The organism is Brevundimonas sp. ZS04 (assembly GCF_001956865.1).
In the GTDB taxonomy this organism is placed as follows: Bacteria; Pseudomonadota; Alphaproteobacteria; order Caulobacterales; family Caulobacteraceae; genus Brevundimonas; species Brevundimonas diminuta.
In genome coordinates, this window is the sequence record NZ_MTHE01000012.1 from 1 (window position 1) to 23,404 (window position 23,404).

Here is a 23,404-nt window from a genome sequence, read left to right on the forward strand (position 1 = left end):
GCCCCGCCCTCGGCCCGCGCCAACCGCCCGGCCGAGCCCAAGGTGGCGGCCGTCAAGGCGCCCAAGCCCGTGCGCAGCGACGCCGACCAACAGGCCTTCGACTTCGCGGGCGAAGGCGGCTTCGAACTGCCGCCGCTGGGCATTCTGGCCAAGCCCGGCCAGCGCGGCGGCGCCGTCGACGAGGAATCGCTGAAGGCCAACGCCAAGATGCTGGAGGGCGTGCTTCAGGAGTTCGGCGTGCGCGGCCAGATCGACCAGATCCGCCCCGGCCCCGTCGTCACCCTGTATGAACTGGTGCCCGCGCCCGGCGTGAAGCACGGCCGCGTCGTCGCCCTGGCGGACGACATCGCCCGCTCTATGTCGGCCCGCGCCTGCCGCATCAGCGTGGTTCAGGGCCGCAACGCCATCGGCATCGAACTGCCCAACGCCAAGCGCGAGACGGTCTTCCTGCGCGACCTGCTGGCGTCCGGCGAATACGACAAGAAGAGCCATCTGCTGCCGCTGGCGCTGGGCGAAACCATCGGCGGCGAGCCCTATGTCGCCGATCTGGCGCGGATGCCTCACCTGCTGATCGCTGGCACCACCGGCTCGGGCAAGTCGGTCGGGGTCAACGCCATGATCCTGTCGATCCTGTATCGCCACTCGCCCGCCGAGTGCCGCTTCATCATGATCGACCCCAAGATGCTGGAGCTGTCAGTCTATGACGGCATTCCGCACCTGCTGGCGCCGGTCGTGACCGATCCCAAGAAGGCGGTCGTGGCCCTGAAGTGGACCGTGCGCGAGATGGAAGACCGCTATCGTCGCATGTCCAAGCTCGGCGTCCGCAATGTCGCCAGCTACAACGAACGCGCCCGCGAGGCCCAGGAAAAGGGCGAGCATTTCGAACGCACCGTCCAGACCGGCTTCGACGAGCAGGGCCGCCCGGTTTACGAGAGCGAGAAGATCCGGCCCGAGCCCATGCCCTATCTGGTCGTGGTCATGGACGAGATGGCCGACCTGATGCTGGTCGCGGGCAAGGATGTGGAAGGCGCCGTCCAGCGTCTGGCCCAGATGGCGCGCGCGGCAGGCATCCACCTGATCATGGCGACACAGCGCCCGTCGGTGGACGTCATCACCGGCACCATCAAGGCCAACTTCCCGACCCGGATCAGCTTCCAGGTCACGTCGAAGATCGACAGCCGCACCATCCTGGGCGAACAGGGCGGCGAACAGCTGCTGGGTCAGGGCGACATGCTCTATATGGCGGGCGGCGGACGCATCACCCGCCTGCACGGCCCCTTCGTCGGGGACCAGGAGGTCGAAGAGGTCTGCAAACACCTGCGCGCCCAGGCCGAGCCGGAATACCTCGACCTGATCACCGATGAGCCGGACGGAGATGGCGACGGCGCCTATGGCGATGAAGGCGGCGGCACAGGCGACGACCTCTATGACCGCGCCGTGGCCGTGGTCACGCGCGACCGCAAGGCCTCGACCTCCTACGTCCAGCGCCGCCTGCAGATCGGCTACAACCGCGCCGCCACCCTGATCGAACGCATGGAGCAGGAAGGCGTCGTCAGCCCCGCCAACCACGCCGGCAAGCGCGAGGTGCTGGCCGGACCGCCGCCTATGTAGTTTCGGCTGCGCCGAGACGGCGGCTTTGCCGCCGGGCGCTATCGCTCGCGACGCGGTCGCTCGCTGCTTGAGCGCCAATCGCGCGCACGCCTGGGAACCCCGCGGTTCAGTCGACGCTTAAACGCCTCACGTCCTCAAGCAGCGAGCGACCGCGTCGCGAGCGCTAGGACACTAAAACAATGAACGCCGCTTCATCGGAGCGCCGGAATATGGTCAGGCTGGCGTCATCAGCCTGCCGGATGAAGCCCCCACCCTTACCGGGTCGAAAACCGTTCAGAACGGGAGAAGAAAAGACATGAGCATTTCCCGCCGCGCCTTCGGCCTCGGCTCCGCCGCCCTGGTCGCGCTCGCCGCCGCCCCCGCCGCCGTCCTGGCGCAGGCCGGGCTGTCGGCCGACGACCAAGCCGTGCTGCGCCAGGCCCAGACCTATCTGACCGCCATGACCACGGCCCAGGGGACGTTCGTCGAGACCGGGCCGAACAATCAGCGCCGCACCGGCCGCTATTATCTGCAGCGGCCCGGCAAGATGCGGTTCGAATACACCGAGCCTGCGGGCCTGCTGGTCGTCGCCGACGGCAATAACGTCAGCCGTTGGGATCCGCGCCTGAACGTCTTCCGTCAGGCGCCGCTGGGCCAGACCCCGCTGTCCACCTTCCTGGCGCGCGAGGTCCGGCTGGATCAGGGCGTGAAGATCGACCGGATCACGCGCATGGACTCCGGCGCCTTCGCCATCACCGCCCGCGACGCGCGCCGTCCCAACGAAGGCTCGGTCATCCTGGCCTTCGCCGGTTCGCCCGTGCGGCTGCAGGAATGGACCATCACCGACGCGCAAGGCTCGCGTACGCGGGTCCAGCTGACCACGCTGCAACCGGCGCCGGGCCTGGCCGCCAGTCTGTTCCAGCTGCGCGACCCGACGCGTCGCAATCGCCGCAACTGATCCGCGCCCAGAAAAAGAAGCAGGGCGAATTTGTGACAGTTTGACCTTTTTCGTCGGGCGTGACACTTTGGGCACAGGACGGCGGCGGCCGTCCCGCCCGCCACGGATTCATCCCCGCCTGGCGGCGAGAGAGACGAACTTCATGCGCCCGGACTTCGCTCCGGGCGCTTTTTTAATGCGCGCGACAACCGGCTTAGACCGCGCCCCGCCAAGCTGCTAAGCCCGCTGGCATGAGCCTTCGCATCGTCACCTGGAACATCAACTCGGTCCGCCTGCGCATTGATCAGGTCGCCCGTTTCGTCGCCGAGAACGCCCCGGACGTCCTGTGCCTGCAGGAGATCAAATGCACCGAGGACCAGTTCCCGTGTCAGGCCTTCATCGACATGGGCCTGCCCTACCTACGGATCGGCGGTCAGAAGGGCTGGCACGGGGTGGCGATCGCCAGTCGCCTGCCCATCGTCGACAGCCCCAAGCTGGACGTCTGCCGCGAGGGCCACGCCCGCTGCGTCTCGGCCGTGGTCGAGGGCGTGGAGGTGCAGAACTTCTACATCCCGGCGGGCGGCGACCTGCCCGACCGGGCGTTGAACCCCAAGTTCGATCACAAGATGGACTTCTATGAGCGGCTGACCGCCGAGATGAAGACCCGCGACCGCCAGCGGCCTCTGGTCCTGGCCGGAGATTTCAATATCGCGCCGGGCGAGAACGACGTCTGGAACCACCGCTTCATGTCCAAGGTGGTCAGCCACACCCCCGGCGAGGTCGAGACCCTGTACCGGCTTCAGGACGCAGGCGGTTTCGCCGACGTTTTGCGCGACCAGATCCCCGACCCGACAAAGCTGGCCAGCTGGTGGAGCTATCGCGCCAAGGATTTCCGCAAGTCGAACCGGGGGCTGCGCCTCGACCACCTGTGGACCTCGCCCGGCCTGACGCCCGCCGTGGTCAAGGGCAGCGCCCGCATCCTCGATACGGTGCGCGAATGGGAACGGCCCAGCGACCACGCCCCGGTCGTGATGGACCTGGACGTCTGAGGCCGCCTCAGAAGGGGAAGAAGATCGGGATGGCGACCATGGCCGCCGCCCAGGTGATCAGGTTCAGCGGCGTGCCGACGCGGACGAAGTCCATGTAGCTGTAGCCGCCCATCTGATAGACGAGGACGTTGGTCTGATAGCCGAAGGGCGTGGCGAAGGCGGCCGAGGCGGCCATCATCACCGCCACCAGGAAGGGGCGCGGATCGACCCCTAGGCTCTCGGCCAGGGCGACCGCGATCGGCGTCACGAGCACCGCCACCGTGGCGTTGGACAGAAGCTCGGTCGCGAACAGGGTCACGCCGTAGAGCACGATCAGGGCGCCCAGAGGCCCGAACGGGCGGATCACCTCGATCAGCAGGCCCGCCCCCTGCGCCGCCAGCCCCGTCACCTCGATCGCCGTGCCGACCACCACCATGCCGGCGATCAGCAGCAGGATGTCCGGCTTCAACCCCGAATAGGCCTCTTCCGGCGTCAGCACGCCCAGCAGGATCAGGGCCACCGCCCCGGCGAAGGCCGCCGCCGCGATGGGCGCGATTCCCAGGCCCGCCGCGGCCACCACCAGGACGAAGACCGCCAGGGCAATCAGCGCCCGCTTCCACTGCAACGGGCGGTCTGCTGAAGAATAGAGATCAACGTCGCCCAGGTGGGCGTCGCCGGTGCCGTCGCGCTGGTTGCGGCTTTCGCCGAGCCGGGCCAGCGACGGCAGGGAGAAGGGCAGACGCCACCGACGCGCTCCCTTGACCGCCTGCGCTTCCGCAGCGAGGCGCTCCCGTTCAGCTTCAGCTTCTTCCTCAGCCGTGGCCGAGCGGCCCAATTGGCGCGCGCCGAAAAAATAGAGCCACAGCCCGCCGACCAGGGCGATGATCAGACCCACGGGCGTGATCTCGAACAGGCTGAACACCGGCTGACCGGCGTTTCGCGCCATGTCGTTGACCAAAAGATTGGTCGAGGTGCCGATCAGGGTCAGCAGGCCGCCCAGCACCGTCACATGGCTGAGCGGCATCAGGAACCGCTTGGGCGACAGCTTCAGCGACTTGGCCATGTCGCGCACGACCGGCGCGGCCAGCACCACCACCGGCGTATTGTTCAGAAAGCCGCCGACCGAGCCGCACAGGCCGATCACCACCCAGATGCCCGTCGCGCCAAAACGCTGACACAAGGACGTCGCCTTGCGGATTATCAGGCCCAGCAGACCCGACAGTTCGATGGCGTAGGCGATGACGAACAGCCCGGCCAGGGCGATGACCGCCGGACTGGCGAAGGCGCTCTGCACCTCGACCGGGCGAACCACGCCGAACAGCAGCAAGGTCGCCGCCCCGCTGAGCGCCACCACGTCCGAACGCATCCGCCCGTGAATCATCACCCCGACCACGGCGATCAGAACGATGAGAGCGATGATCTGGTCCAGCGTCACCCGCGCAAGACCCCCTTTTTTCAGCCCAGCCTCGACCGCGATCACGGGCCGGGGCGCCAATCAGCGTTTCTCGTGTTAGGCTGGTTCCATGTCGATCACAACGACCCGTCTGGCCGCGCCGCTCGCCCTAGCGGCGGCCCTGCCGCTTCTGACCTGGTGCCAGCGGCCGCCGGAACCTGCCCCCCCTGCGGATCCGGCCCCGCCGCCGACGGTCGTGCTGGACTCCTCCCTGAACCGCGCCGCCCTGCTGGCCGCCCTGACCGAGGCCGGAACCGCTCTGGCCGACGGCCAGACCCGCGACGCCGCCCTTACCGGCCGAACGGTGTCGGTGCGCCTGCCCTTCGGTTGCGGCGGCGAGGCGGCCGTCGCCGGCGAGGCGGGCGGCCTGCCCCGCCTCGTTCGTAATGCCGACGGAAGCCTGACCCTGACGGTCACGCCGGAAGACCTGGGCGCGTCGGCCCTGGTCCCCGCGACCCGCGAAGGGGCGGTCGACAAGTGGGAGGCGGTCGAAGGTTTCTGGATCGCCCGGCCATGGAGCGGCCTGGACGCCTGTCCGGCGTCAGCGGCTCTGGCCGCCCCCGCCCCGGAACTCGCGCCTTCGCCGGCTCAAACGGCGATCAAGACGCCCGCCGAGGACAAGACGACTGAGGCCAAGACCGTTGACGACGTCGCGGCGCCGCCAATCGTCCAGCTTGAGCGCAGCGCCGGGCTGGCCGCCGTGTTTGAAACGGGCGGATCACGCCTGGGCCGTCGTCAGGGCCAGGCCTATATCCATGTCATTCGGGGAGAAAAGGGCGTCGCGCCGACGCCGGCGCCGGGCGGCTATGCGCTGCGGCTGGAAGGACGGCTGACCGCCTTCGCGGACGGCAAGGCCGTCCATTGCGTCCAGAAGGACGCCGAAAGCCGGCCGGTCTGCATCGCCGCTCTGCGGCTGGACCGGCTGGCCTTCGAGGATGGGGCCACGGGCGCCCTTCTCAGCGAATGGCGCCCGCGTTAATTTAAGCTCAGGCTGCGCCCAGCAGCTTGGCCCCGGCCAGCACGCCCATCAGGATCAGGGTGACGCTGCCGGTGAAGACGACGACGCCTTCGAACGAAAAGCTCGAAGCGCGAGGATGCACGAGTTTCATGACTTGGTTCCTTTCGGCGGGGGAGTTCCGAACGGTCTCAAGATAGGCGGCTCGACTGTACGGGACAAACCACGGTTAGGCCGCGTCGGGTGATCTCAGATCACCCGATCCGCATCCGCGTCCTCATCCAGCCGCGATTCCGCCACGATCCAGTTGAGGAAGCGCCGCAGCTTGGGTTCGTCCGCCCGTTCGGGCAGGACCACCGCCCAATAGGCCAGGTCGTTGGTCAGGGCGTGATCGACCGGCTGAATCAGCCGCCCCTCGCGCAGGTCGTCCGCCGCCAGGGGCGCCGAGGTCAGGGCCACGCCGCGTCCCGACAGGGCCGCTTCCAGCGCCAGGTGGCTATGGCTGAAATGGGGGCCGCGCAAGTGGTTCACCCGCGGATCATCAACCCCGGCGCTCTCGAACCAGGCCTTCCAGCCCATGCGGTCGGCGTAGGGCATGTCGTGCCAGGTCTCATGGATCAGCACCACGTCCAGCAGGTCGGACGGCTGGTTCAACCGCCGCGCGGCGGCGAAGGACGGAGCGCAGACCGGGATCAGCCGCTCATTGACCAGCCGCCGCGCCACCTGCCCCGGATAGGGGCCTTCTCCGTAGCGCAGGGCCACGTCGGCCTCGCCGTTCGACAGGTCGGCGATGCGGTCCTCGGCGAAGACGATCAGGTCGAGATCCGGATTTTCCTCGCTGAAGCGATGCAGGCGCGGCGACAGCCATTTGCTGGCCAGCGACGGCAGGGCGGTGATGCGCAGCTGGCGCGAGCGGCCGGGGCGCACGGCCTCCAACGCGCTTTCCAGCCGCTCGAAAGCGTCGGCCACGCCCTGGGCCAGGCGCTTGCCGTCGGCGGTCAGGCGCACCGAGCGGTTGAAACGGTCGAACAGGCGCAGGCCCAGCCGCATCTCCAGCGCCTTCACATGGCGGCTGACGGCGCCGGGGGTGACGCCCAACTCCTCGGCCGCCTCACGAAAGCTGCCGAGGCGGGCCGCTGCGTCGAACGCCCGAAGCGCCACCAGCGGCGGGGTCGGGCGACGCTCGCTCATCTGGATGTCAGGGCTGGAGGCGGTAGCCGCCGGCGTCGGTCAGCAACAGGCGGGCCTGGCCCGGCTCGACCTCGATCTTCTGACGCAGGCGATAGATGTGGGTTTCCAGGGTGTGGGTGGTGACCCCGGCGTTGTAGCCCCAGACCTCGGTCAGCAGCTCTTCGCGCGACACCGGCTTGGCCCCGGCGCGATAGAGGTACTTGAGGATGTTGGTTTCCTTCTCGGTCAGCCGGACCTTCTTGCCCTTGTCGTCGACCATCAGCTTGGAGGCCGGACGGAACTCATAGGGGCCGACCTGGAAGACGGCGTCCTCGGACTGTTCGTGGCTGCGCAGATGGGCGCGGATGCGCGCCAGCAGGACCGCGAAGCGGAAGGGCTTGGTGACATAGTCGTTGGCGCCGGAGTCGAGGCCGAGGATGGCGTCCGAATCCGACGACTGCGCGGTCAGCATGATGACCGGGGTGGACACGCCCGCCTTGCGGATCAGGCGACAGGCCTCGCGGCCGTCCATGTCGGGCAGGTCGACGTCGAGCAGGATCAGATCGGCCCGCGCCTCCTTGGCCTGGCGCACGCCGTCGGTCGCCGTCGCGGCCTGGGCCGGGCGGAATTCCTCATGAAGCGCCAACTGCTCGGCCAAGGCCTCGCGCAGGTCGTTGTCGTCATCGATGATCAGAATGGTCTTGGGCGTGCGCATGGTCTCTTTAGAATGGCGAGGCTTGAGCCTGACGCCAAGGGCGCCAAACGCGATATTGCGTCCTAAGAGGTCGCAGGGACCATATTTCGTTCCCCGAACAGGGCCGAACCCACTCGAACATGGGTCGCCCCCGCCTCGATCGCCGTCAAATAGTCGCCGCTCATGCCCATCGACAGGACCGAGAGGCTGTTACGCGCAGCGATAGCGGCCAGCACAGCGAAGTGCGGCGCGGGGTCTTCATCGGCCGGGGGAATGCACATCAGCCCTTCGACCGTCAGGCCGTGAACGTCGCGCGCGGCGGCGATCAGGGCGTCGGCGTCGTCCGGCAGGACGCCCGCCTTCTGCGGCTCGGCGCCCGTATTGACCTGAACCAGCATGCGAGGGCGACGGCCCGTCTTGCGCGCGGCGGCGGCCAGGGCGGCGGCGAGGCGTTCGCGATCCAGAGTCTCGATGACGTCGAACAGTTCGACCGCGTCTTGCGCCTTATTGGTCTGCAGGGGGCCGATCAGGCGCAGCTCCAGATCCGGCAGGGCGGCGCGACGCTCATCCCAGTGGGCCTTGGCCTCCTGCACCCGGTTCTCGCCGAACACCCGCTGGCCGGCCGCCAGGGCGGCGTCGAGGGCGGCGTCGCCCTGCGTCTTGGACACAGCCGTCAGCACCACGGAAGCAGGGTCGCGGCCCGCCGCCAGGGCCGCGTCATGGATGCGGCGACGCACCTCGGCGAAGCGGTCGGCGATGGACGAAACGGCGAAAGCGGGCGTAGTGGCGGTCATGACCCTGTCCGAACTCATGGCCGAGGACGCGCGCACCCTTTGGGCGGCGGCCCAGACCCTGTCGCAGTCTGTAGCCCTCGCGGCGGCGCCTGTCAGCCCGCGCCCCCTGCCGCCCCTGCTGTTCTTCACCGATCCAGAGCGGACGCCCCGGCCGTGGGAGACGGCGGCGCGGCTGCCTGCGGGCGCTGGGGTCGTGTACCGCGCCTTCGGCGCCGCCGACGCCGTCGAGACCGGGCTTCGTCTGCGCGAGGCGACGCGGGCGGCAGGCGCATTGCTGCTGGTCGGGCTGGACGCCGCCCTGGCCGAGCGGGTGGAGGCTGACGGCGTACACCTGCCCGAACGCGCCCTCTCGTCGGCCTACGCCCTGTCGGGACGGCGGCCAGACTGGCTGCTGACCGGCGCGGCGCATTCGGAAGCGGCGGTGCGCGGCGCGCGCGACCTGCACGCCCTGGTGCTGTCGCCGGTCTTCCCGGCCGGCGGCGCTTCAGCGGCCAAGCCCGCGCTGGGCGTGGAGCGGTTCTCCGCCTTGGTCACCATGGCCCCCTGCCCGGTCTACGCCCTGGGCGGCGTCACGGCGCGCAACGCGCAAGCCCTCAGCGAATCAGGCGCGTGCGGTCTAGCGGGCGTGGAGGCGATCCAAGCGGCGTTCACCTCTCGCTGAGAGAGCGCCCAGGATCAGAACTTGAAGATGGTCTCGAGGCGCACGCGCGGGGCGGCGCGGCGATCAGCGGCGCTTTCGGGCGCACGGGCCGGATCGACTTCCGGCGAGGCCAAGTTGGCGGCGGCGCCGACGCGCAGGCGCGGGCTGAGGCGGTAATAGGCCCCGGCCTCGACGTCGCCCCAGTCGGCTTCGCGGCCGACGGGCTGGTTCAGGTTGAAGTTCAGGCCCCAGCGGCCGTTCTCGTTCCAGCGCAGGCCGCGGCGCTGGGCGGCGGTCGGGGTGCTGGGCGACTGGGCGGCGATGTCGGTCAGGCTGACGGCAGGGGCGCGGCCGCGCGTCTGCGCAGCGGCGTCGGTCGCCGCCCCGGCCAAGGCCAGGGCGCCCACGCTTGCAGCGATGACGGCGACGAAACGCATTTCACCCACCCTATGGACCGCTCGTTTTCTGCGGCGATCCTCGTTGACGACCTCAGAACGCCTGAACGAGCCGCGTCTGATCTGGGGATAAGATATGGACTGCATTCCTACGGTCAACGGAACGTGGCCCTATGGTACAGGTTCCAGGCGACTCCGGCGCGGGCTGTGGCGCCCTTGTCACGCAGAAGGGCGAGACCGAGGCCTCTATCGGTCGAGTCTGATGCCAGATCGCCTTGTCATCGCCCCTTTTCGCCGTGTTATAGAGCGTTGCTGACGCGAACGTGCGTGGGCGTCGCCAGGCGACGTTCCCTCACGCGCCGTCAAACCCTTTCACGGAGATCACGGAATGGCTCTTGTTCGCGGCGCTGCGGTCGCCCTGATCGCCTCGGGCCTGCTGCTCGGGGGCTGCTCCAGCCTGCCGTTCGGCGGCTCTAAGGCCAAGGCGCCCACCATGGAGGCCCAGCTGGGCATCGGCGTGAACGCCTATCTGTGGCGCGCCACCCTGGACACCCTGTCCTTCATGCCCCTGACCAGCGCCGATCCGTGGGGCGGCGTGGTCAACTATGACTGGTACGTCAATCCGCAGGCGCCGAACGAGCGCTTCAAGGCGACCGTCTTCATCCTGGATCGCCGCCTGCGCGCCGACGCCCTGAACGTCGCCGTGACCAAGGAAGTCAAGGACGCCGCCGGCGCCTGGGTCTCCGCCCCGGTCGCGGCCCAGACCGAAACCGATCTGGAGAACGCCATCCTGACCAAGGCGCGCCAGCTCAACCTCGCCAACGCGGCCCGTCGCTAAAGACCGGCCGCCCCTCACCTTTCGTCTTCAACGCGTCCTCAGGCCCGCCTCAAGCTTCGCGCCTGAGGCGCCGCCTCAGGATACGCCGTGGCCCGCTACGAGCCCAAGACCGCCGAACCCCGCCAGCAGGCCCGATGGGCTGCGGCCGACGCCTTCTCGGTGTCCAACGCCGACACCGGCCGTCCGAAATACTACGTCCTGGAGATGTTCCCCTATCCGTCGGGCAACATCCACATGGGCCACGCCCGCAACTATGTGATGGGCGACGTGGTGGCGCGTCACAAGCGGGCGCAGGGTTTCGACGTTCTGCATCCGATGGGCTGGGACGCCTTCGGCATGCCGGCCGAGAACGCGGCCATGGAGCGCGGCGTCCACCCCGGCGACTGGACCTGGTCCAACATCGCCGCCATGCGCGACCAGCTGAAGCTGCTGGGCCTGTCGCTGGACTGGTCGCGTGAGTTCGCCACCTGCGACCCCGACTACTACGGCAAACAGCAAGCCTGGTTCCTGGAGCTGTTCAAGCGCGGCCTGGTCTATCGCAAGGACGGCGTGGTCAACTGGGATCCGGTCGATAACACCGTCCTGGCTAATGAGCAGGTCATTGACGGGCGCGGCTGGCGTTCGGGCGCCGTGGTCGAGAAGCGCAAGCTGAACCAGTGGTTCCTGCGTATTACTCAGTATGCGGATGATCTGATCGACGGTCTGGCCGAGCTGGAAGGCCGCTGGCCCGAGAAGGTGCGCCTGATGCAGGAAAACTGGATCGGCCGATCCAAGGGTCTGCAGATGAAATGGGCCTGGGCGGACGTCACCCCGGCCGGATTCGACGACGGGCTGGAGATCTACACCACCCGCCCGGACACCCTGTTCGGCGCCAGCTTCATGGGTCTGGCCCCCGATCATCCGATCTCGAAGCAACTGGCCGAGGCCGACCCCAAGGTCGCCGCCTTCGTCGCCGAATGCCGCAAGGGCGGCGCCAGTCAGGCCGACATCGAACAGGCCGAGAAGATCGGCTGGGACACGGGCCTGAAGGTCGTCCATCCCTTCACCGGGGCCGAAGTCTCGGTGTGGATCGCCAACTTCATCCTGTCCGACTACGGTACGGGCGCCATCTTCGCCTGCCCGGCGCATGACCAGCGCGACCTGGACTTCGCCCGCAAATACGACCTGCCGGTGATCCCCGTCGTCCGCCCCGAGGGCGCGGGCGACGACTTCGCCGTGGCGGACGAGGCCTATACCGGCCCCGGCTCCATCTTCCATTCCGACTTCCTGAACGGTCTGGACATCGAGGCCGCCAAGGCCGAGGCCATCCGCCGCATCGAGGCCGCCGGAACGGGCGAAGGCGCGACCATCTATCGCCTGCGCGACTGGGGCGTCAGCCGCCAGCGCTATTGGGGCTGCCCCATCCCGGTCATCCACTGCGAGGCCTGCGGCGTCGTGCCGGTTCCGGCCGACCAACTGCCGGTCGAACTGCCCAAGGACGTCACCTTCGACGTACCGGGCAACCCGCTGGACCGTCACCCGACCTGGAAGCACGTCAACTGCCCGTCGTGCGGCGCCGCCGCCCGACGCGAGACGGACACGCTCGACACCTTCGTCGACAGCTCCTGGTATTTCGCCCGCTTCGCCGACCCCAAGGCGGCCGAACCGATCAACAAGGCCGCCGCCGCCAAATGGCTGCCGGTCGATCAGTATATCGGCGGCGTCGAACACGCGGTCCTGCACCTGCTCTACGCCCGCTTCATCACCCGCGCCCTGTCGGACGCCGGTCTGATGGACGTGAAGGAGCCGTTCGCGGGCCTGTTCACCCAAGGCATGGTGGTCCACGAGACCTATTTCGACGGCCATGAAGACAGCGGCAAACCGCGCTGGGTCGAGCCGTCGGACGTCCGCATCGAGACGGTGGACGGCCAGCGCGTCGCCACCCGCCTGTCCACCGGCGCCGCCGTCACGATCGGCGACATCGAAAAGATGTCGAAGTCCAAGAAGAACGTGGTCGCGCCCCAGGACATCATTACCGCCTATGGCGTAGACGCCGGCCGCCTGTTCATCCTGTCCGACAGCCCGCCTGAGCGCGACATCCAGTGGTCGACCGGGGGCGTTGAAGGCGCCGCCCGCTTCGTCCAGCGCGTCTGGGGCGAGTTCGACGGCTTTGACGCCGCCGCGCCCGCGAACCCCGATGCGGACGCCGCCCTGATCCGCGAGACGCACAAGGCCATCAAGGCCGTCAGCGAAGGCGTCAAGCATTTCCGCTTCAACTCGGCCGTGGCCAAGCTCTACGCCTTCCTGGCGACCATCCGCCAACACGACAAGGCGGGCTCCGAAGCGAAGAAGACCGCCCTGGCCGCCCTGGCGCGGCTGATGGCGCCCTTCACCCCGCACCTGGCCGAGGAATGCTGGACCCGGCTGGGCGAGGCCGGAATGGTGCTGGACGCGCCCTGGCCCGTCTATGACGCCGCCCTGGCCGCCGACGACCAGGTCACCTTGCCCGTGCAGATCGGCGGCAAACGTCGCGGCGAGGTCGTCCTGCCGCGCGGATCGGACAATGCGACGGTCGAGGCCGCCGCCCTCGCCAATCCGACGGTTCAGGCCTACCTTGCCGCCAACAACCTCAGCGTTCGCAAGGTGATCGTGGTGCCCGACCGTATCGTCAATCTGGTGGCCGGCTGATGCGCCGCCTGGCCCTGCTCGGCGTCCTGGCGGGCGCAAGCCTGCTGTCCGCCTGCGGCTTCACGCCCATGTACGGCGAGACCGGCGTCAGCGGCGGCCTGTCGCGCATCGCCGTGACCACGCCGGACGACCGGCTGGGCTATCGCCTGCGCGAGCAGCTGGAGGACGCCTTCGGCCGCGACGGCGCACAGGCCCCCCTCTATCGCCTGACGACCGAGGTCGAGCAGAGCCGTCGCCCTCTGGGCCGCCGCATCGACGACACCGCCAGCCGCTATGAGCTGACGGTCAAGGCCGCCTGGGCCCTGACCCCCGCCGCTGGCGGCGAGACGATCAAGGGCGTGCAGACCACGACCGTCACCTACGCCGCTGCGGATCAGCCCTACGCCGCCATCGCCGCCCAGCAGGACGGCGAGGACCGGGCCGCCGCCGACCTGGCCCGTCTGATCCGCCTGGACATGATGCGCGTCCTGGCGGGGCTCTGAAGGCCTTCGCATGATCCTCTCCAAGCGGCCCGACGTCGACCGCTTCCTGAAGGCGCCGGACGCTGGCGTCCGCGCCGCCGTCATCCACGGCAAGGATCGTTCGGGCGTGACCGAGCGCGCCCTGACGCTGTGCCGCACGATCACCCCGGACCTCAACGACCCCTTCAACGTCACCCTGTTAACCGAAGCCGACATCGACGGCGACGCCGTGCGATTGGAAGAGGCGCTGACGGCGCTCAGCATGATCGGCGGGCGGCGCCTGGTGCGCATCCGGATGTCGGACGGCAAGGCAGGCGTGGACAAGGCCGTGGCCGCCGCCCTGACCGCCCACGCCGAGGGCGCCTATAATCCCGACGCCATGTTGGTGGTCGAGGCCGGGGCGCTGGGCCGCGAATCCGCCCTGCGCAAGGCCGCCGAAAAGGCCCAGGGCGCAGTCGCCATCGCCTGCTATGAAGACGAGGTCGGCGATGTCGCCCGCATGACGCGCGAGGCCCTGGGCGCGGACAAGGTCGGCCTGTCATCCGACGCCCTGGACCGCTTCGTCGCCCGCCTGCCCCGCGAACGCGGCCTGATGCGTCAGGAGATCGAGCGGCTGATCCTCTATATCGGCCCCGGATCGGGCCGCACCATCGATGTGGAAGAGCTGGACGCCCACCTGGGGGTCGAGCCCGACGCCTCCCTGTCAGACGCCGCCTTGCAGGCCTTCGGCGGCCGCCCCGGCCCCGCCCAGGCGGGTCTGCGCCGCGCCCTGGCCGAGGGCGAAAGCGCCGTCATGGCCGTACGCATGGCCTCGCTTCATCTCGGAAAACTACGCCGGATCAATGTCCTGCAAGCCAACGGCGCAGGCGCCAAGGAGGCCGCCAAGGCGGCCGGCGTGTTCTGGAAACAGGAAGCGGAAATGCTGCGCCAATCGCGCGCCTGGCGGCTCGAACTGCTCGACGAGGTGCAGGACAGCATCAACACCGCCGACGTCATGACCAAGACCACAGGCATGCCCGAAGCCCTGATCGCCGAACGCCTGCTGCTGGAGATCGCCGCTCGCGCCAAGCGCATGGGGCTTTAAAGCGCGCACGAGACGGCGGCAGCGTCCCTCAGCCTCGCTTGGAGGCGCGACGGAAGGCGGGCTTGTTCAAGGCCGCCGCCTGACGCTGCATCGACTGCTCCGCCTTGCGAGCTCCATCAATGCCGACGAAGCCGCCATCCTGCTGAGCCGCCTTCTTCGCGGTCAGCGCACGCTTGAGCGCCTCAGCAGCGCTCGATTTTTTGGAAATTTCGTTCATGGGCCGATCCTAGCAGCCCTGCGCGAAAAACAAGCCCTTCCACGCCCTGCGCCGCTCTTTCCGCTTAGACGTCGAGCCCTGACCAATACGCCAAATGAGCTGTATTGACACAAACGTATATAGGGGATTTCTATGGCGATGATCGGTCCTCGATCATCGATCGAGTCATGCACGTCATCACCTGCTGGCGCGTCAGCACTCGCTCTCATCCCCGACTTGCCCGTCCCGGCTTGTTCCTGGACGGGCTTTTTCGTTATGGGCGTCAGCCCCGCATCAGGCGTCGGCACAGGTCGTCGAGCTGTTCCAAAGTGCCGTATTTGACGGTGATCTCGCCCTTGCCGCCCTTGTCGGACAGCGAGACCTTCAGGCCAAGCGCGTCGGACAGATCCTGCTCCAGGGCCGCGATGTCGGCCGCGCCCTCGCCGCTCATGACCGGCCTGGCCTTGGGCGTTTTCGGACCTTCCGCCGCGCGACGCGCCAGGGCCTCGGTCTGACGCACGTTCAGCCCCTTGGCGATGACCTCGGCCGCCAGTTCCTCGGCATTCGGAGCCGTGATCAGGGCGCGGGCGTGGCCGGCCGACAGATCGCCCCGCACCACATGCTCGCGCACCGCCTCGGGCAGTTGCAGCAGGCGCAGGGTGTTGGCGACGTGGCTGCGGCTCTTGCCCACCACCCCGGCCAGGGCGTCCTGGGTACGGCCGAACCGCTCCATCAGAACGGCATAGGCGTTGGCCTCTTCCATCGGGTTTAGGTCGGCGCGCTGGACGTTCTCGATGACGCCGACTTCCAGCACCTCGATGTCGTCCATCTCACGCACGACGATCGGCACCTGGGTCAGGCGAGCCGCCTGGGCGGCGCGCCAGCGGCGCTCGCCGGCGATAATCTGCCACACGCCCTGCTCGCCCGGTTGCGACCGCACCAGGATGGGCTGCAGCACCCCCTTGTCGCGGATCGAGGCCGTCAGTTCATCCAGATCCGTCTTGGCGAAGATCTTGCGCGGCTGGTCCGGATTCGGCTTCAGCGCCTCGATCGGCGCGCGTTGCACGCCGGCCGGCGCCGGGCCGGTCGCGTCGACGGCGACAGGTTCCTGCGCGTTTTCTCCCAGAAGCGCCGAGAGACCCCGGCCCAGACCACGCTGACGTTCGGACAAGATATCGATTCCGTTACTGTTTATCGGATCAGACCGCCCATCAGGCGGCCAGGGCCTGACGACGCTGACGCTCACGCGCCACCAGTTCACGGGCCAGCTTCAGATAAGCCTGGCTGCCCGCACATTTCAGATCATAGATGAGCGCAGGCTTGCCGAAGGACGGCGCCTCGGACACCCGGACGTTGCGAGGGATGACGCTGTCATAGACCTTGTCGCCGAAATGGGCGCGCACATCGGCCGCCACCTGACCCGACAGGGCGTTGCGGCGGTCATACATGGTCAGGACCAGCCCCTGAATCTCCAGCGCCGGATTCAGGCTCTGGCGCACCATGTCGATGGTCCGCATCAACTGGGTCAGGCCCTCCAGGGCGAAGAACTCGCACTGCAGCGGCACCAGGACGGCGTCGGCCGCCGCCATGGCGTTCAGCGTCAGAAGGTTCAGCGACGGCGGGCAGTCGATCAGCACATAGTCAAACCGGGCATGACCATTGCCCCCCTGCTTCGCCAGGGCGTCGCGCAGGCGATAGGACCGGCGATCCGCCTGGCTCAGCTCGATCTCGACGCCCGACATGTCGGCGTCGGCGGCGACGATGAACAGTCCCGGCACGGCGGTCTCAATGGCGGCCTCGTCTACCGGGCGGCCGTCGACGATGACGTCATAGATCGTCACCCGTCGTGTTTCACGTGGAACACCCAGACCCGTGGAGGCATTGCCCTGCGGGTCCATGTCGACGATCAGCACCTTCTCCCCGATCGCCGCCAGGGCCGTGCCCAAGTTGATGGCGGTCGTGGTCTTGCCCACCCCGCCTTTCTGGTTGGAGACCGCCAGGACGCGGGTTTCATGCACACGGGGCTGCTTTACGGACTCAACGGACACGGCGAAGGCTCCCCAGTGAAACGATGCGGCCGCGCGGATCGCTGCGCGAGACCGTAAGCTCAGCCTCAAACTGCCAGACCCGGCGGGCCTCTTTCAACTCAGCCTCGGCCTTCTCTCCCTTGAGAAACAGGCCTTTTGCACCGCGTTGGAAGTAGGGCTGTGCATAACCCAGCAGCTTGTCCATCGCCGCCACTGCGCGCGCGGTGACGATGTCGACGGAAATCGTCTGCTCTTCGGCCCGCCCGTTGACGACGGTCGCGGGCAGATCGAGCGCATCCACGATCGTCTGCAAGAAACGACAGCGCTTGCCCAGGCTGTCGACCAGCCAGACATGGGCGCCCGGACGGCCCTTCAACAGGATGGCCAGGACCACGCCGGGAAAGCCCGCCCCCGCCCCCAGATCAGCCCAGGTCTTGGCCTCCGGCGCCAAGCTCAACAGCTGCGCGCTGTCCCATGCGTGCCGGTTCCAAAAGTCGGGAATAGTGTCCGGCCCGACCAGGTTCATCACCTCATTGGCCTCGGTCAGCATGACCAGAAAGGCTTGCAGATCGGCGATGTTGGCGTCGCTGGCGCCCGTCTGGGCGCGGAAGGTCTGAATGGCGTCCGACATCAGGCGACGACCGCCGCGAGGTCGGCTTCCACGCCCTTCGCCTTTTTCACATGCGCCAACAGCGCCGTCAGGGCGCCCGGCGTCATCCCTTCGATCCGCCCGGCCTGGCCCAGAGTCAGCGGTCGGATCATGGCCAGCTTTTCACGCACCTCATTCGACAGGGCGCCGATGGCCGCGTAGTCAAGATCAGCAGGCAAGGACAGTCCCTCCTCCCGCCGCAGAGCCTCGGCGTCCTGGGCCTGACGGTCCAGATAACCGGCGTAGACGGCGTCGATCTCCACCTGCTCGCGCACGGCGGCGGTCCAGTCGGCGATCTCGGGCCGGACCGAAACAAACTGATCCAGCGACACGGTGGGGAAGGCCAGCAAATCGCGGATCGAACGGCGTTGCCCATCCGCATTGACGGTGATGCCCAGAGCCCCCGCCTCCTTGGGCGTGAACTGCGTTTCACGTGAAACACGGTTCGCCCGGTCTAATCGGTCAGCCTTATCCAGCCATACCTTGGCGCGGTCGGCGCTGACGATTCCGGCCTCGATGCCGAGCGGCGTCAGGCGTTGATCCGCATTGTCCGCACGCAAGGTGAGTCGATACTCGGCCCGGCTGGTGAACATACGATAGGGCTCGGTGACGCCGCGCGTCACCAGGTCGTCGATCATCACCCCGATATAGGCCTGATCCCGGCCGAGGATCAGCGGGTCGGAACCGGCGGCGGCGCGAGCCGCGTTAAGACCCGCGATCAGCCCTTGGGCTCCCGCCTCTTCATAGCCGGTCGTGCCGTTGATCTGGCCCGCGAGGTAGAGGCCGGGCCGCTTCTTGACCTCCAGCGCCGGGGTCAGTTCGCGCGGATCGACATAGTCGTACTCGATGGCGTAGCCGAAGCGGAAAACCTCCACCTTCTCCAGCCCCGGCATGGTGTGGAGGAAGGCCAGCTGGGTCGCATCCGATACCGAGGTGGATATGCCGTTCGGATAGACGCTGGGGTCATCCAGACCTTCCGGCTCCAGGAAGACCTGGTGGCTGGTCTTGTCCGCGAAACGCACCACCTTGTCCTCGATCGAGGGGCAATAGCGCGGACCGCGTCCCGACAGGCGGCCACCATAGACGGCGCTCTCGCCCAGATTCTCGGCGATGATGCGATGCGTCTCTTCCGTCGTGTGGGTGACGCCGCAGGCGATCTGCGGCACCTCGATGCGGTCCGTCAGGAAGCTGAAGGGCGCGGGCTGATCGTCGGCCGCCTGCATCTCCAGCCGATCCCAGGCGATGGTTCGACCGTCCAGGCGCGCGGGCGTGCCGGTCTTCAACCGCCCCATCATCAGGTCGGCGTCATGCAGATCACCGGCCAGCCCCGTCGAGGGGTCTTCGCCAAATCGGCCCGCCGGAATGCGCAGATCGCCGCGATGGATCACGCCGTTGAGGAAGGTGCCGGTCGTCAGCACCACGGCGCCAGCGCGGATCGTCTCCCCTGCCCCCGTCGTCACGCCGACCACCCGGTCGCCGTTCAGGATCAAGCCCTCGGCCGTGCCCGCCATCAGGGTCAGGTTCGGATAGTCGGCCAGCTCCGCCTGCATGGCCTCGCGATACAGGCGACGGTCGATCTGGCTGCGCGGACCGCGCACGGCGGCGCCCTTGGAGCGATTCAACATGCGGAACTGGATGCCGGACACGTCCGCCAGACGCCCCATGACGCCGTCCAAGGCGTCGATCTCTCGCACCAGATGGCCCTTGCCCAGGCCGCCGATGGCCGGGTTGCAGCTCATCTCGCCGATGGTCTCCAGCTTCTGGGTCAGAAGCAGGGTGCGGACGCCCGCGCGCGCGGCGGCCGTCGCGGCTTCGCATCCCGCGTGGCCGCCGCCGATAACGACGACGTCGAAGGTATGATCGGAGGTCGAACTCATGGCGTCCACATAGTCCATTCGAGCCGGAATCGCCACCGGCTCGAGGACCGTTGTTTCACGTGAAACAGGCGAAAGCCGGGCCTATTTGCCGATGCAGAAGGAGGAGAAGACCTCGCCCAGAATGTCCTCCACCCCGATGGCCCCGGTGACGCGGGCCAGGGCGTCGGCGGCGCGGCGCAGATCATCGCCCGCCATCTCGGGCGCCAGATCGAGCGCACGACGCCCTGCCTCAACCGCGGCCAGAGCTTCCGCCAAGCGACGGCGATGGCGCTCACGCGTCACCGCCGGGAAGTCGGCGCCGGACAGGTCGCGGGCCAAACGAGCCGCGATCCAGTCATGCAGTTCAGACAGCCCCTGCCCCGTCGTCGTGCTGACGCTCAGGGCTTCGAGATCGGGCGCCGTCGCCACGGCGCCCAGGTCGGACTTGTTCAACACCTGAAGGTCCGAGGAACGGATGAAGCCGAAAGCCGGATCCGTATCGCCTTCGGTGGAGGGCGAACGAACCCATAGACGCAGGTCGGCGCCCTCGGCGCGCAAGCGTGCGCGACGGATGCCCTCCGCCTCGACCGGATCGTCGCTGTCGCGCAGACCCGCCGTGTCCGACAAGGTGACCGCGTAGCCCCCGATCATGATGTCGGCGTCCAGCACGTCGCGCGTCGTCCCGGCGATCGGGGTGACGATGGCCGCCTCGCGCGCCACCAGGGCGTTGAACAGGGAAGACTTGCCCGCATTCGTCTCGCCGATCAGGACGATGCGATAGCCCTCGCGCACCCGTCGGCCGCGATCGGAATCGGCCAGGGCCGCGCGCAGATCGGCGGCCAGGGCGTCCAGAATCGGCCCGGCGGTGCGCGCCAAATTGTCAGGCACTTCCTCGTCGGGGAAGTCGATCTCGGCCTCAACCAGGGACAGGGCCTTCAGCAGATCACGGCGGAAACCAGCGTAGGCCGCCGACAGGGCGCCGTCGAGCTGACCCAGAGCCTGAGACTTCTGGGCGTCCGTTTCCGCGTCGATCAGGTCGGCGACGGCCTCGGCCTGGGCCAGATCCATGCGGCCGTTCTGGAAGGCCCGTCGGGTGAACTCGCCGGGTTCGGCCGGGCGCAGGCCCAGGGCGATCAGGGCGGTGCTAGCCGCCTCCACCACGGCGCGACCGCCATGCAGATGCAGTTCGGCCGAGTCCTCGCCCGTATAGGAGCGCGGAGCCACGAAGCGCAGCACCAGAGCCTCGTCGATCAGACGGCCCTCTTGGCGCAAACTGCGCACCGAGGCCAGGCGGGGCGTCAGCCCCCCTGCCCCCAGCGCCGTCAGCGTCGTTTCGGTGGCTGGACCCGACAGGCGCAGCACGGCGATGGCCCCCCGCCCCGGCGGAGTGGCGAGGGCGAAGATGGTGTCGCTCACGCCGTCAGGCTCAAGGTTTTGCCGCGCCCGTGACGGCGGCTTCCATCAGGCGGCGGAACTGGTCCTGGGCCTGAACGCCGAAGCTGGTCCAGGTCTTCATCAGTTCATCGGGCTGCATCGCGGCCATATTGGCGTCCATGCGTTTCTGCATCTCGGCGACCAGATGATCGTTGAGCGGCGTCACATCCGGCAGGCCCAGAAAGGCCCGGGCCTCGGCCGGGGTGCAGTCGATCTCAATGTTCAGCTTCATGACATCTGCCTTTCAAGCTGGGCGCGTGTTTCACGTGAAACAGCCCTCAAGCAGCCGCCCGCCGCGCGGGCGGCGCTAGGGCCAGTATCAGGTGTTCATCGACTGGAAGAAGTCCGCGTTGTTCTTCGACTGGCGCAGCTTGTCGAGCAGGAACTCGATCGCGTCCTGCGGACCCATCGGGTTGAGGATGCGGCGCAGGACATAGGTCTTGGCCAGTTGGTCCTTCGGGGTGATGAGGTCTTCCTTGCGGGTGCCGGACTTGAGCACGTCGATCGCCGGGAAGATGCGCTTGTCGGCGACCTTGCGGTCCAGCACGATTTCCGAGTTGCCGGTGCCCTTGAACTCTTCGAAGATCACCTCGTCCATGCGGCTGCCGGTGTCGATCAGGGCCGTGGCGATGATGGTCAGCGAACCGCCCTGCTCCACATTGCGCGCGGCGCCGAAGAAGCGCTTCGGACGTTGCAGGGCGTTGGCGTCGACGCCGCCGGTCAGCACCTTGCCCGACGACGGGACGGTGGCGTTGTAGGCGCGGCCCAGACGGGTGATGGAGTCCAGCAGGATCACCACGTCCTTCTTGTGCTCGACCAGACGCTTGGCCTTTTCGATCACCATTTCGGCCACGGCGACGTGGCGCGAGGCGGGCTCGTCGAAGGTCGAGGCGACGACCTCGCCCTTCACCGTGCGCTGCATGTCGGTGACTTCTTCCGGGCGCTCGTCGATCAGCAGGACGATCAGGAAGACTTCCGGATGGTTGCGCTCGATCGACTTGGCGATGTTCTGCAGCATGACCGTCTTACCGACGCGCGGCGGAGCCACGATCAGGCAGCGCTGGCCCTTGCCGAGCGGGGCGACGATATCGATGACCCGGCCCGAGCGATCCTTCAGCGTCGGGTCCTGGATCTCCATGTGCAGACGCTCTTCGGGGTAGAGCGGCGTCAGGTTGTCGAACAGGACCTTGGTCTTGACCATCTCCGGATCTTCGAAGTTGATCGTATCGACCTTGAGCAGGGCGAAGTAGCGCTCGCCCTCACGCGGGCCGCGCACGGCGCCGTGCACCGTGTCGCCCGAGCGCAGGCCGAAGCGACGGATCTGCGACGGCGAGACATAGACGTCGTCCGGCCCCGGCAGATAGTTGGCGTCCGGGCTGCGCAGGAAGCCGAAGCCGTCCGGCAGGATCTCCAGCACGCCCGAGGCGATGATTTCGACTTCTTCGTCGGCCAGGGTCTTCAGGATGGCGAACAGCAGATCCTGCTTGCGCAGGTTGCCGGCGTTCTCGATGTCCAGGCCTTCGGCGAAGGCGACCAGGTCTTCCGGCGTCTTCTCGTTCAGTTCCTGCAGGGTGATGCGGCCGTTGGGAACGATGGGCTCGCCGTCATCGTCCTCGTCATCCTCCTCGGCCGTGGTGTCGACGCCGTGGTCGTCGTCTTCAGCGACAGGCGCGACGGGTTCTTCGGGCGCGGCTTCCTCGACCGGCGCCGCCCCACGGCTGCCGCCCAGGCTCAGGGTGCGGCGCGGCCGCTCAACAGGCGTTTCCACCGTGTTTTCAGTGACTTCGGTTTCCGGCGTCTCAGGCGTATCGGTCATGATGGCGTGCTCGTTCGCGCACCCGAACACCGCAGGGCGCCCAGGAGCAGAAGGTCGTCGATGGCTTCAGCCGCAAGGGCTGGGAGGGAGGGCGACGATCTCCCGCAGGCTCGAACCGGCAGGCGTCGCGAAAAGAGAGGGACCGCGCTGCACGGATCGGCCGCACGGTTCACCGCAGCGGAACCACGAAAGACCCGTGCCGGTCAAGGGCCCTCAAACAGCGGGCGGCCGCGTCGCCCGCGCTAGGGGCCCTAGAAACTCCATTCCATCGTCACCGACAGCACCATGATGATGGCCAGGACGAAGGGAATCTCATTGGTCATGCGCCAGAAGCGACCGGAATATTTCGACGTGCCCGCCGCGATCTTCTTGCGCTGTCCCGCCAGGAAGCCGTGCCAGGCCGCCAGCAGGAAGACGCCGATCAGCTTGGTCATCATCCAAGGCTGGTGCGCGAAGGACCAGTCGGCGCCGTCGCCGCTGCGCAGCCACAGCAGCCAGCCGCCGAAGACGAAGGCCAGGATCATGGCCGGGTTGATGATGATGCGCAGCAGCCGCGTCTGCCAGACGCGCAGCAAGGCCTGCATCTCGCCGCGCAGGGGTTCAGGCTTGGCGTTCTGCTCGGCGTCATAGGCGAACAGACGCGGCAGGAAGAGCATGCCGGCCATCCAGGCGATCACCGCCAGAATGTGAAGCCCTCGGGCCAGGTTGTAATAATCCATG

General features: G+C 67.9%; 24 protein-coding genes. 9 read left to right on the top strand and 15 right to left on the bottom strand.

Features of this window, described 5'->3' with window-relative positions; genetic code table 11:
* From BJP32_RS13470 to xth, 3 genes are all read left to right on the top strand, one after another.
* Nucleotides 1-1,611, top strand: a 1,611-nt coding sequence (locus tag BJP32_RS13470) for a DNA translocase FtsK (RefSeq protein ID WP_076224490.1), incomplete at its 5' end; no start/stop codon positions are given.
* Nucleotides 1,612-1,906: 295 nt separating this feature from the next.
* Nucleotides 1,907-2,548 carry an outer-membrane lipoprotein carrier protein LolA gene (locus BJP32_RS13475; RefSeq protein ID WP_046652698.1) on the top strand — a complete coding sequence of 214 codons (642 nt, stop codon included), beginning with the start codon at nt 1,907-1,909 and terminating at the stop codon, nt 2,546-2,548.
* A gap of 230 nt (nt 2,549-2,778) precedes the next feature.
* Nucleotides 2,779-3,576 carry an exodeoxyribonuclease III gene (xth, locus tag BJP32_RS13480; protein ID WP_046652696.1) on the top strand — a complete coding sequence of 266 codons (798 nt, stop codon included), beginning with the start codon at nt 2,779-2,781 and terminating at the stop codon, nt 3,574-3,576.
* 7 nt (nt 3,577-3,583) lie between these two features.
* On the opposite strand, the gene BJP32_RS13485 is transcribed toward xth, so the two are convergent.
* A complete protein-coding gene (locus BJP32_RS13485; protein WP_040346437.1) occupies nt 3,584-4,990 on the bottom strand; it encodes an SLC13 family permease in 1,407 nt (468 codons plus the stop codon).
* A gap of 88 nt (nt 4,991-5,078) precedes the next feature.
* On the opposite strand from BJP32_RS13485, the gene BJP32_RS13490 reads away from it, so the two are divergent.
* Nucleotides 5,079-5,987: a hypothetical protein gene (locus BJP32_RS13490; RefSeq protein ID WP_046652695.1), complete on the top strand. Its 909-nt coding sequence runs from the start codon at nt 5,079-5,081 to the stop codon at nt 5,985-5,987.
* 7 nt (nt 5,988-5,994) lie between these two features.
* On the opposite strand, the gene BJP32_RS17835 is transcribed toward BJP32_RS13490, so the two are convergent.
* The 4 genes from BJP32_RS17835 to BJP32_RS13505 all read right to left on the bottom strand — a co-directional run bounded on the left by BJP32_RS17835 (nt 5,995) and on the right by BJP32_RS13505 (nt 8,621).
* Nucleotides 5,995-6,117 (bottom strand): hypothetical protein, encoded by a 123-nt coding sequence (locus BJP32_RS17835; protein ID WP_046652694.1) that lies wholly within the window; start codon nt 6,115-6,117, stop codon nt 5,995-5,997.
* 95 nt (nt 6,118-6,212) lie between these two features.
* A complete protein-coding gene (gcvA, locus tag BJP32_RS13495) occupies nt 6,213-7,154 on the bottom strand; it encodes a transcriptional regulator GcvA (protein ID WP_046652693.1) in 942 nt (313 codons plus the stop codon).
* Nucleotides 7,155-7,161: 7 nt separating this feature from the next.
* Nucleotides 7,162-7,848 carry a response regulator transcription factor gene (locus BJP32_RS13500; protein ID WP_003166566.1) on the bottom strand — a complete coding sequence of 229 codons (687 nt, stop codon included), beginning with the start codon at nt 7,846-7,848 and terminating at the stop codon, nt 7,162-7,164.
* A 62-nt stretch (nt 7,849-7,910) separates the two neighbouring features.
* The gene (locus BJP32_RS13505; RefSeq protein ID WP_095046069.1) at nt 7,911-8,621 is read right to left on the bottom strand and encodes a YggS family pyridoxal phosphate-dependent enzyme; all 711 of its coding nucleotides are present in this window, start codon (nt 8,619-8,621) and stop codon (nt 7,911-7,913) included.
* Between BJP32_RS13505 and BJP32_RS13510 the strand changes: the two genes are divergently transcribed.
* Complete coding sequence (locus BJP32_RS13510) at nt 8,620-9,282, top strand: thiamine phosphate synthase (RefSeq protein ID WP_223850638.1); 663 nt, start codon at nt 8,620-8,622, stop codon at nt 9,280-9,282. The two genes, BJP32_RS13505 and BJP32_RS13510, sit on opposite strands and share 2 nt — an antisense overlap.
* Nucleotides 9,283-9,296: 14 nt before the next feature.
* Here BJP32_RS13510 and BJP32_RS13515 read toward each other — a convergent pair whose 3' ends face one another.
* Nucleotides 9,297-9,698 carry an NtrZ family periplasmic regulatory protein gene (locus BJP32_RS13515; protein WP_046652691.1) on the bottom strand — a complete coding sequence of 134 codons (402 nt, stop codon included), beginning with the start codon at nt 9,696-9,698 and terminating at the stop codon, nt 9,297-9,299.
* Between the two features lie 346 nt (nt 9,699-10,044).
* Here BJP32_RS13515 and BJP32_RS13520 point away from each other — a divergent pair, with 346 nt between their 5' ends.
* The 4 genes from BJP32_RS13520 (at nt 10,045) to holA (ending at nt 14,706) form a co-directional block, all read left to right on the top strand.
* Nucleotides 10,045-10,494: a DUF3576 domain-containing protein gene (locus tag BJP32_RS13520; RefSeq protein WP_003166564.1), complete on the top strand. Its 450-nt coding sequence runs from the start codon at nt 10,045-10,047 to the stop codon at nt 10,492-10,494.
* 87 nt (nt 10,495-10,581) lie between these two features.
* Entirely contained in the window at nt 10,582-13,161 is a 2,580-nt protein-coding gene (leuS, locus tag BJP32_RS13525; protein WP_046652690.1) for a leucine--tRNA ligase, read from the top strand.
* Complete coding sequence (gene lptE, locus BJP32_RS13530; RefSeq protein ID WP_003166563.1) at nt 13,161-13,643, top strand: LPS assembly lipoprotein LptE; 483 nt, start codon at nt 13,161-13,163, stop codon at nt 13,641-13,643. The genes leuS and lptE overlap by 1 nt, the downstream gene beginning before the upstream one ends.
* A 10-nt stretch (nt 13,644-13,653) precedes the next feature.
* Complete coding sequence (holA, locus tag BJP32_RS13535) at nt 13,654-14,706, top strand: DNA polymerase III subunit delta (protein ID WP_046652689.1); 1,053 nt, start codon at nt 13,654-13,656, stop codon at nt 14,704-14,706.
* A 28-nt stretch (nt 14,707-14,734) separates the two neighbouring features.
* On the opposite strand, the gene BJP32_RS13540 is transcribed toward holA, so the two are convergent.
* The 9 genes from BJP32_RS13540 to BJP32_RS13580 form a co-directional block, all read right to left on the bottom strand.
* A complete protein-coding gene (locus tag BJP32_RS13540) occupies nt 14,735-14,923 on the bottom strand; it encodes a hypothetical protein (RefSeq protein ID WP_046652688.1) in 189 nt (62 codons plus the stop codon).
* A gap of 262 nt (nt 14,924-15,185) precedes the next feature.
* A complete protein-coding gene (locus BJP32_RS13545; protein ID WP_083674003.1) occupies nt 15,186-16,073 on the bottom strand; it encodes a ParB/RepB/Spo0J family partition protein in 888 nt (295 codons plus the stop codon).
* Nucleotides 16,074-16,113: 40 nt separating this feature from the next.
* Nucleotides 16,114-16,920 (bottom strand): ParA family protein, encoded by an 807-nt coding sequence (locus tag BJP32_RS13550; protein ID WP_046652686.1) that lies wholly within the window; start codon nt 16,918-16,920, stop codon nt 16,114-16,116.
* Between the two features lie 19 nt (nt 16,921-16,939).
* Nucleotides 16,940-17,560 (bottom strand): 16S rRNA (guanine(527)-N(7))-methyltransferase RsmG, encoded by a 621-nt coding sequence (rsmG, locus tag BJP32_RS13555; RefSeq protein WP_003166558.1) that lies wholly within the window; start codon nt 17,558-17,560, stop codon nt 16,940-16,942.
* On the bottom strand, nt 17,560-19,473 hold the full coding sequence (gene mnmG, locus BJP32_RS13560; RefSeq protein WP_003166556.1) for a tRNA uridine-5-carboxymethylaminomethyl(34) synthesis enzyme MnmG: 1,914 nt from the start codon (nt 19,471-19,473) through the stop codon (nt 17,560-17,562). The genes rsmG and mnmG overlap by 1 nt, the downstream gene beginning before the upstream one ends.
* A gap of 63 nt (nt 19,474-19,536) precedes the next feature.
* On the bottom strand, nt 19,537-20,850 hold the full coding sequence (gene mnmE / locus BJP32_RS13565) for a tRNA uridine-5-carboxymethylaminomethyl(34) synthesis GTPase MnmE (protein ID WP_076224492.1): 1,314 nt from the start codon (nt 20,848-20,850) through the stop codon (nt 19,537-19,539).
* Between the two features lie 10 nt (nt 20,851-20,860).
* Nucleotides 20,861-21,100, bottom strand: a complete 240-nt coding sequence (locus BJP32_RS13570; RefSeq protein WP_003166554.1) for a DUF6489 family protein — start codon at nt 21,098-21,100, stop codon at nt 20,861-20,863.
* A gap of 87 nt (nt 21,101-21,187) precedes the next feature.
* A complete protein-coding gene (gene rho / locus BJP32_RS13575; RefSeq protein WP_223850637.1) occupies nt 21,188-22,684 on the bottom strand; it encodes a transcription termination factor Rho in 1,497 nt (498 codons plus the stop codon).
* 251 nt (nt 22,685-22,935) lie between these two features.
* Nucleotides 22,936-23,403: a CopD family protein gene (locus BJP32_RS13580; RefSeq protein WP_003166551.1), complete on the bottom strand. Its 468-nt coding sequence runs from the start codon at nt 23,401-23,403 to the stop codon at nt 22,936-22,938.
* Nucleotide 23,404 lies beyond the last annotated feature (1 nt).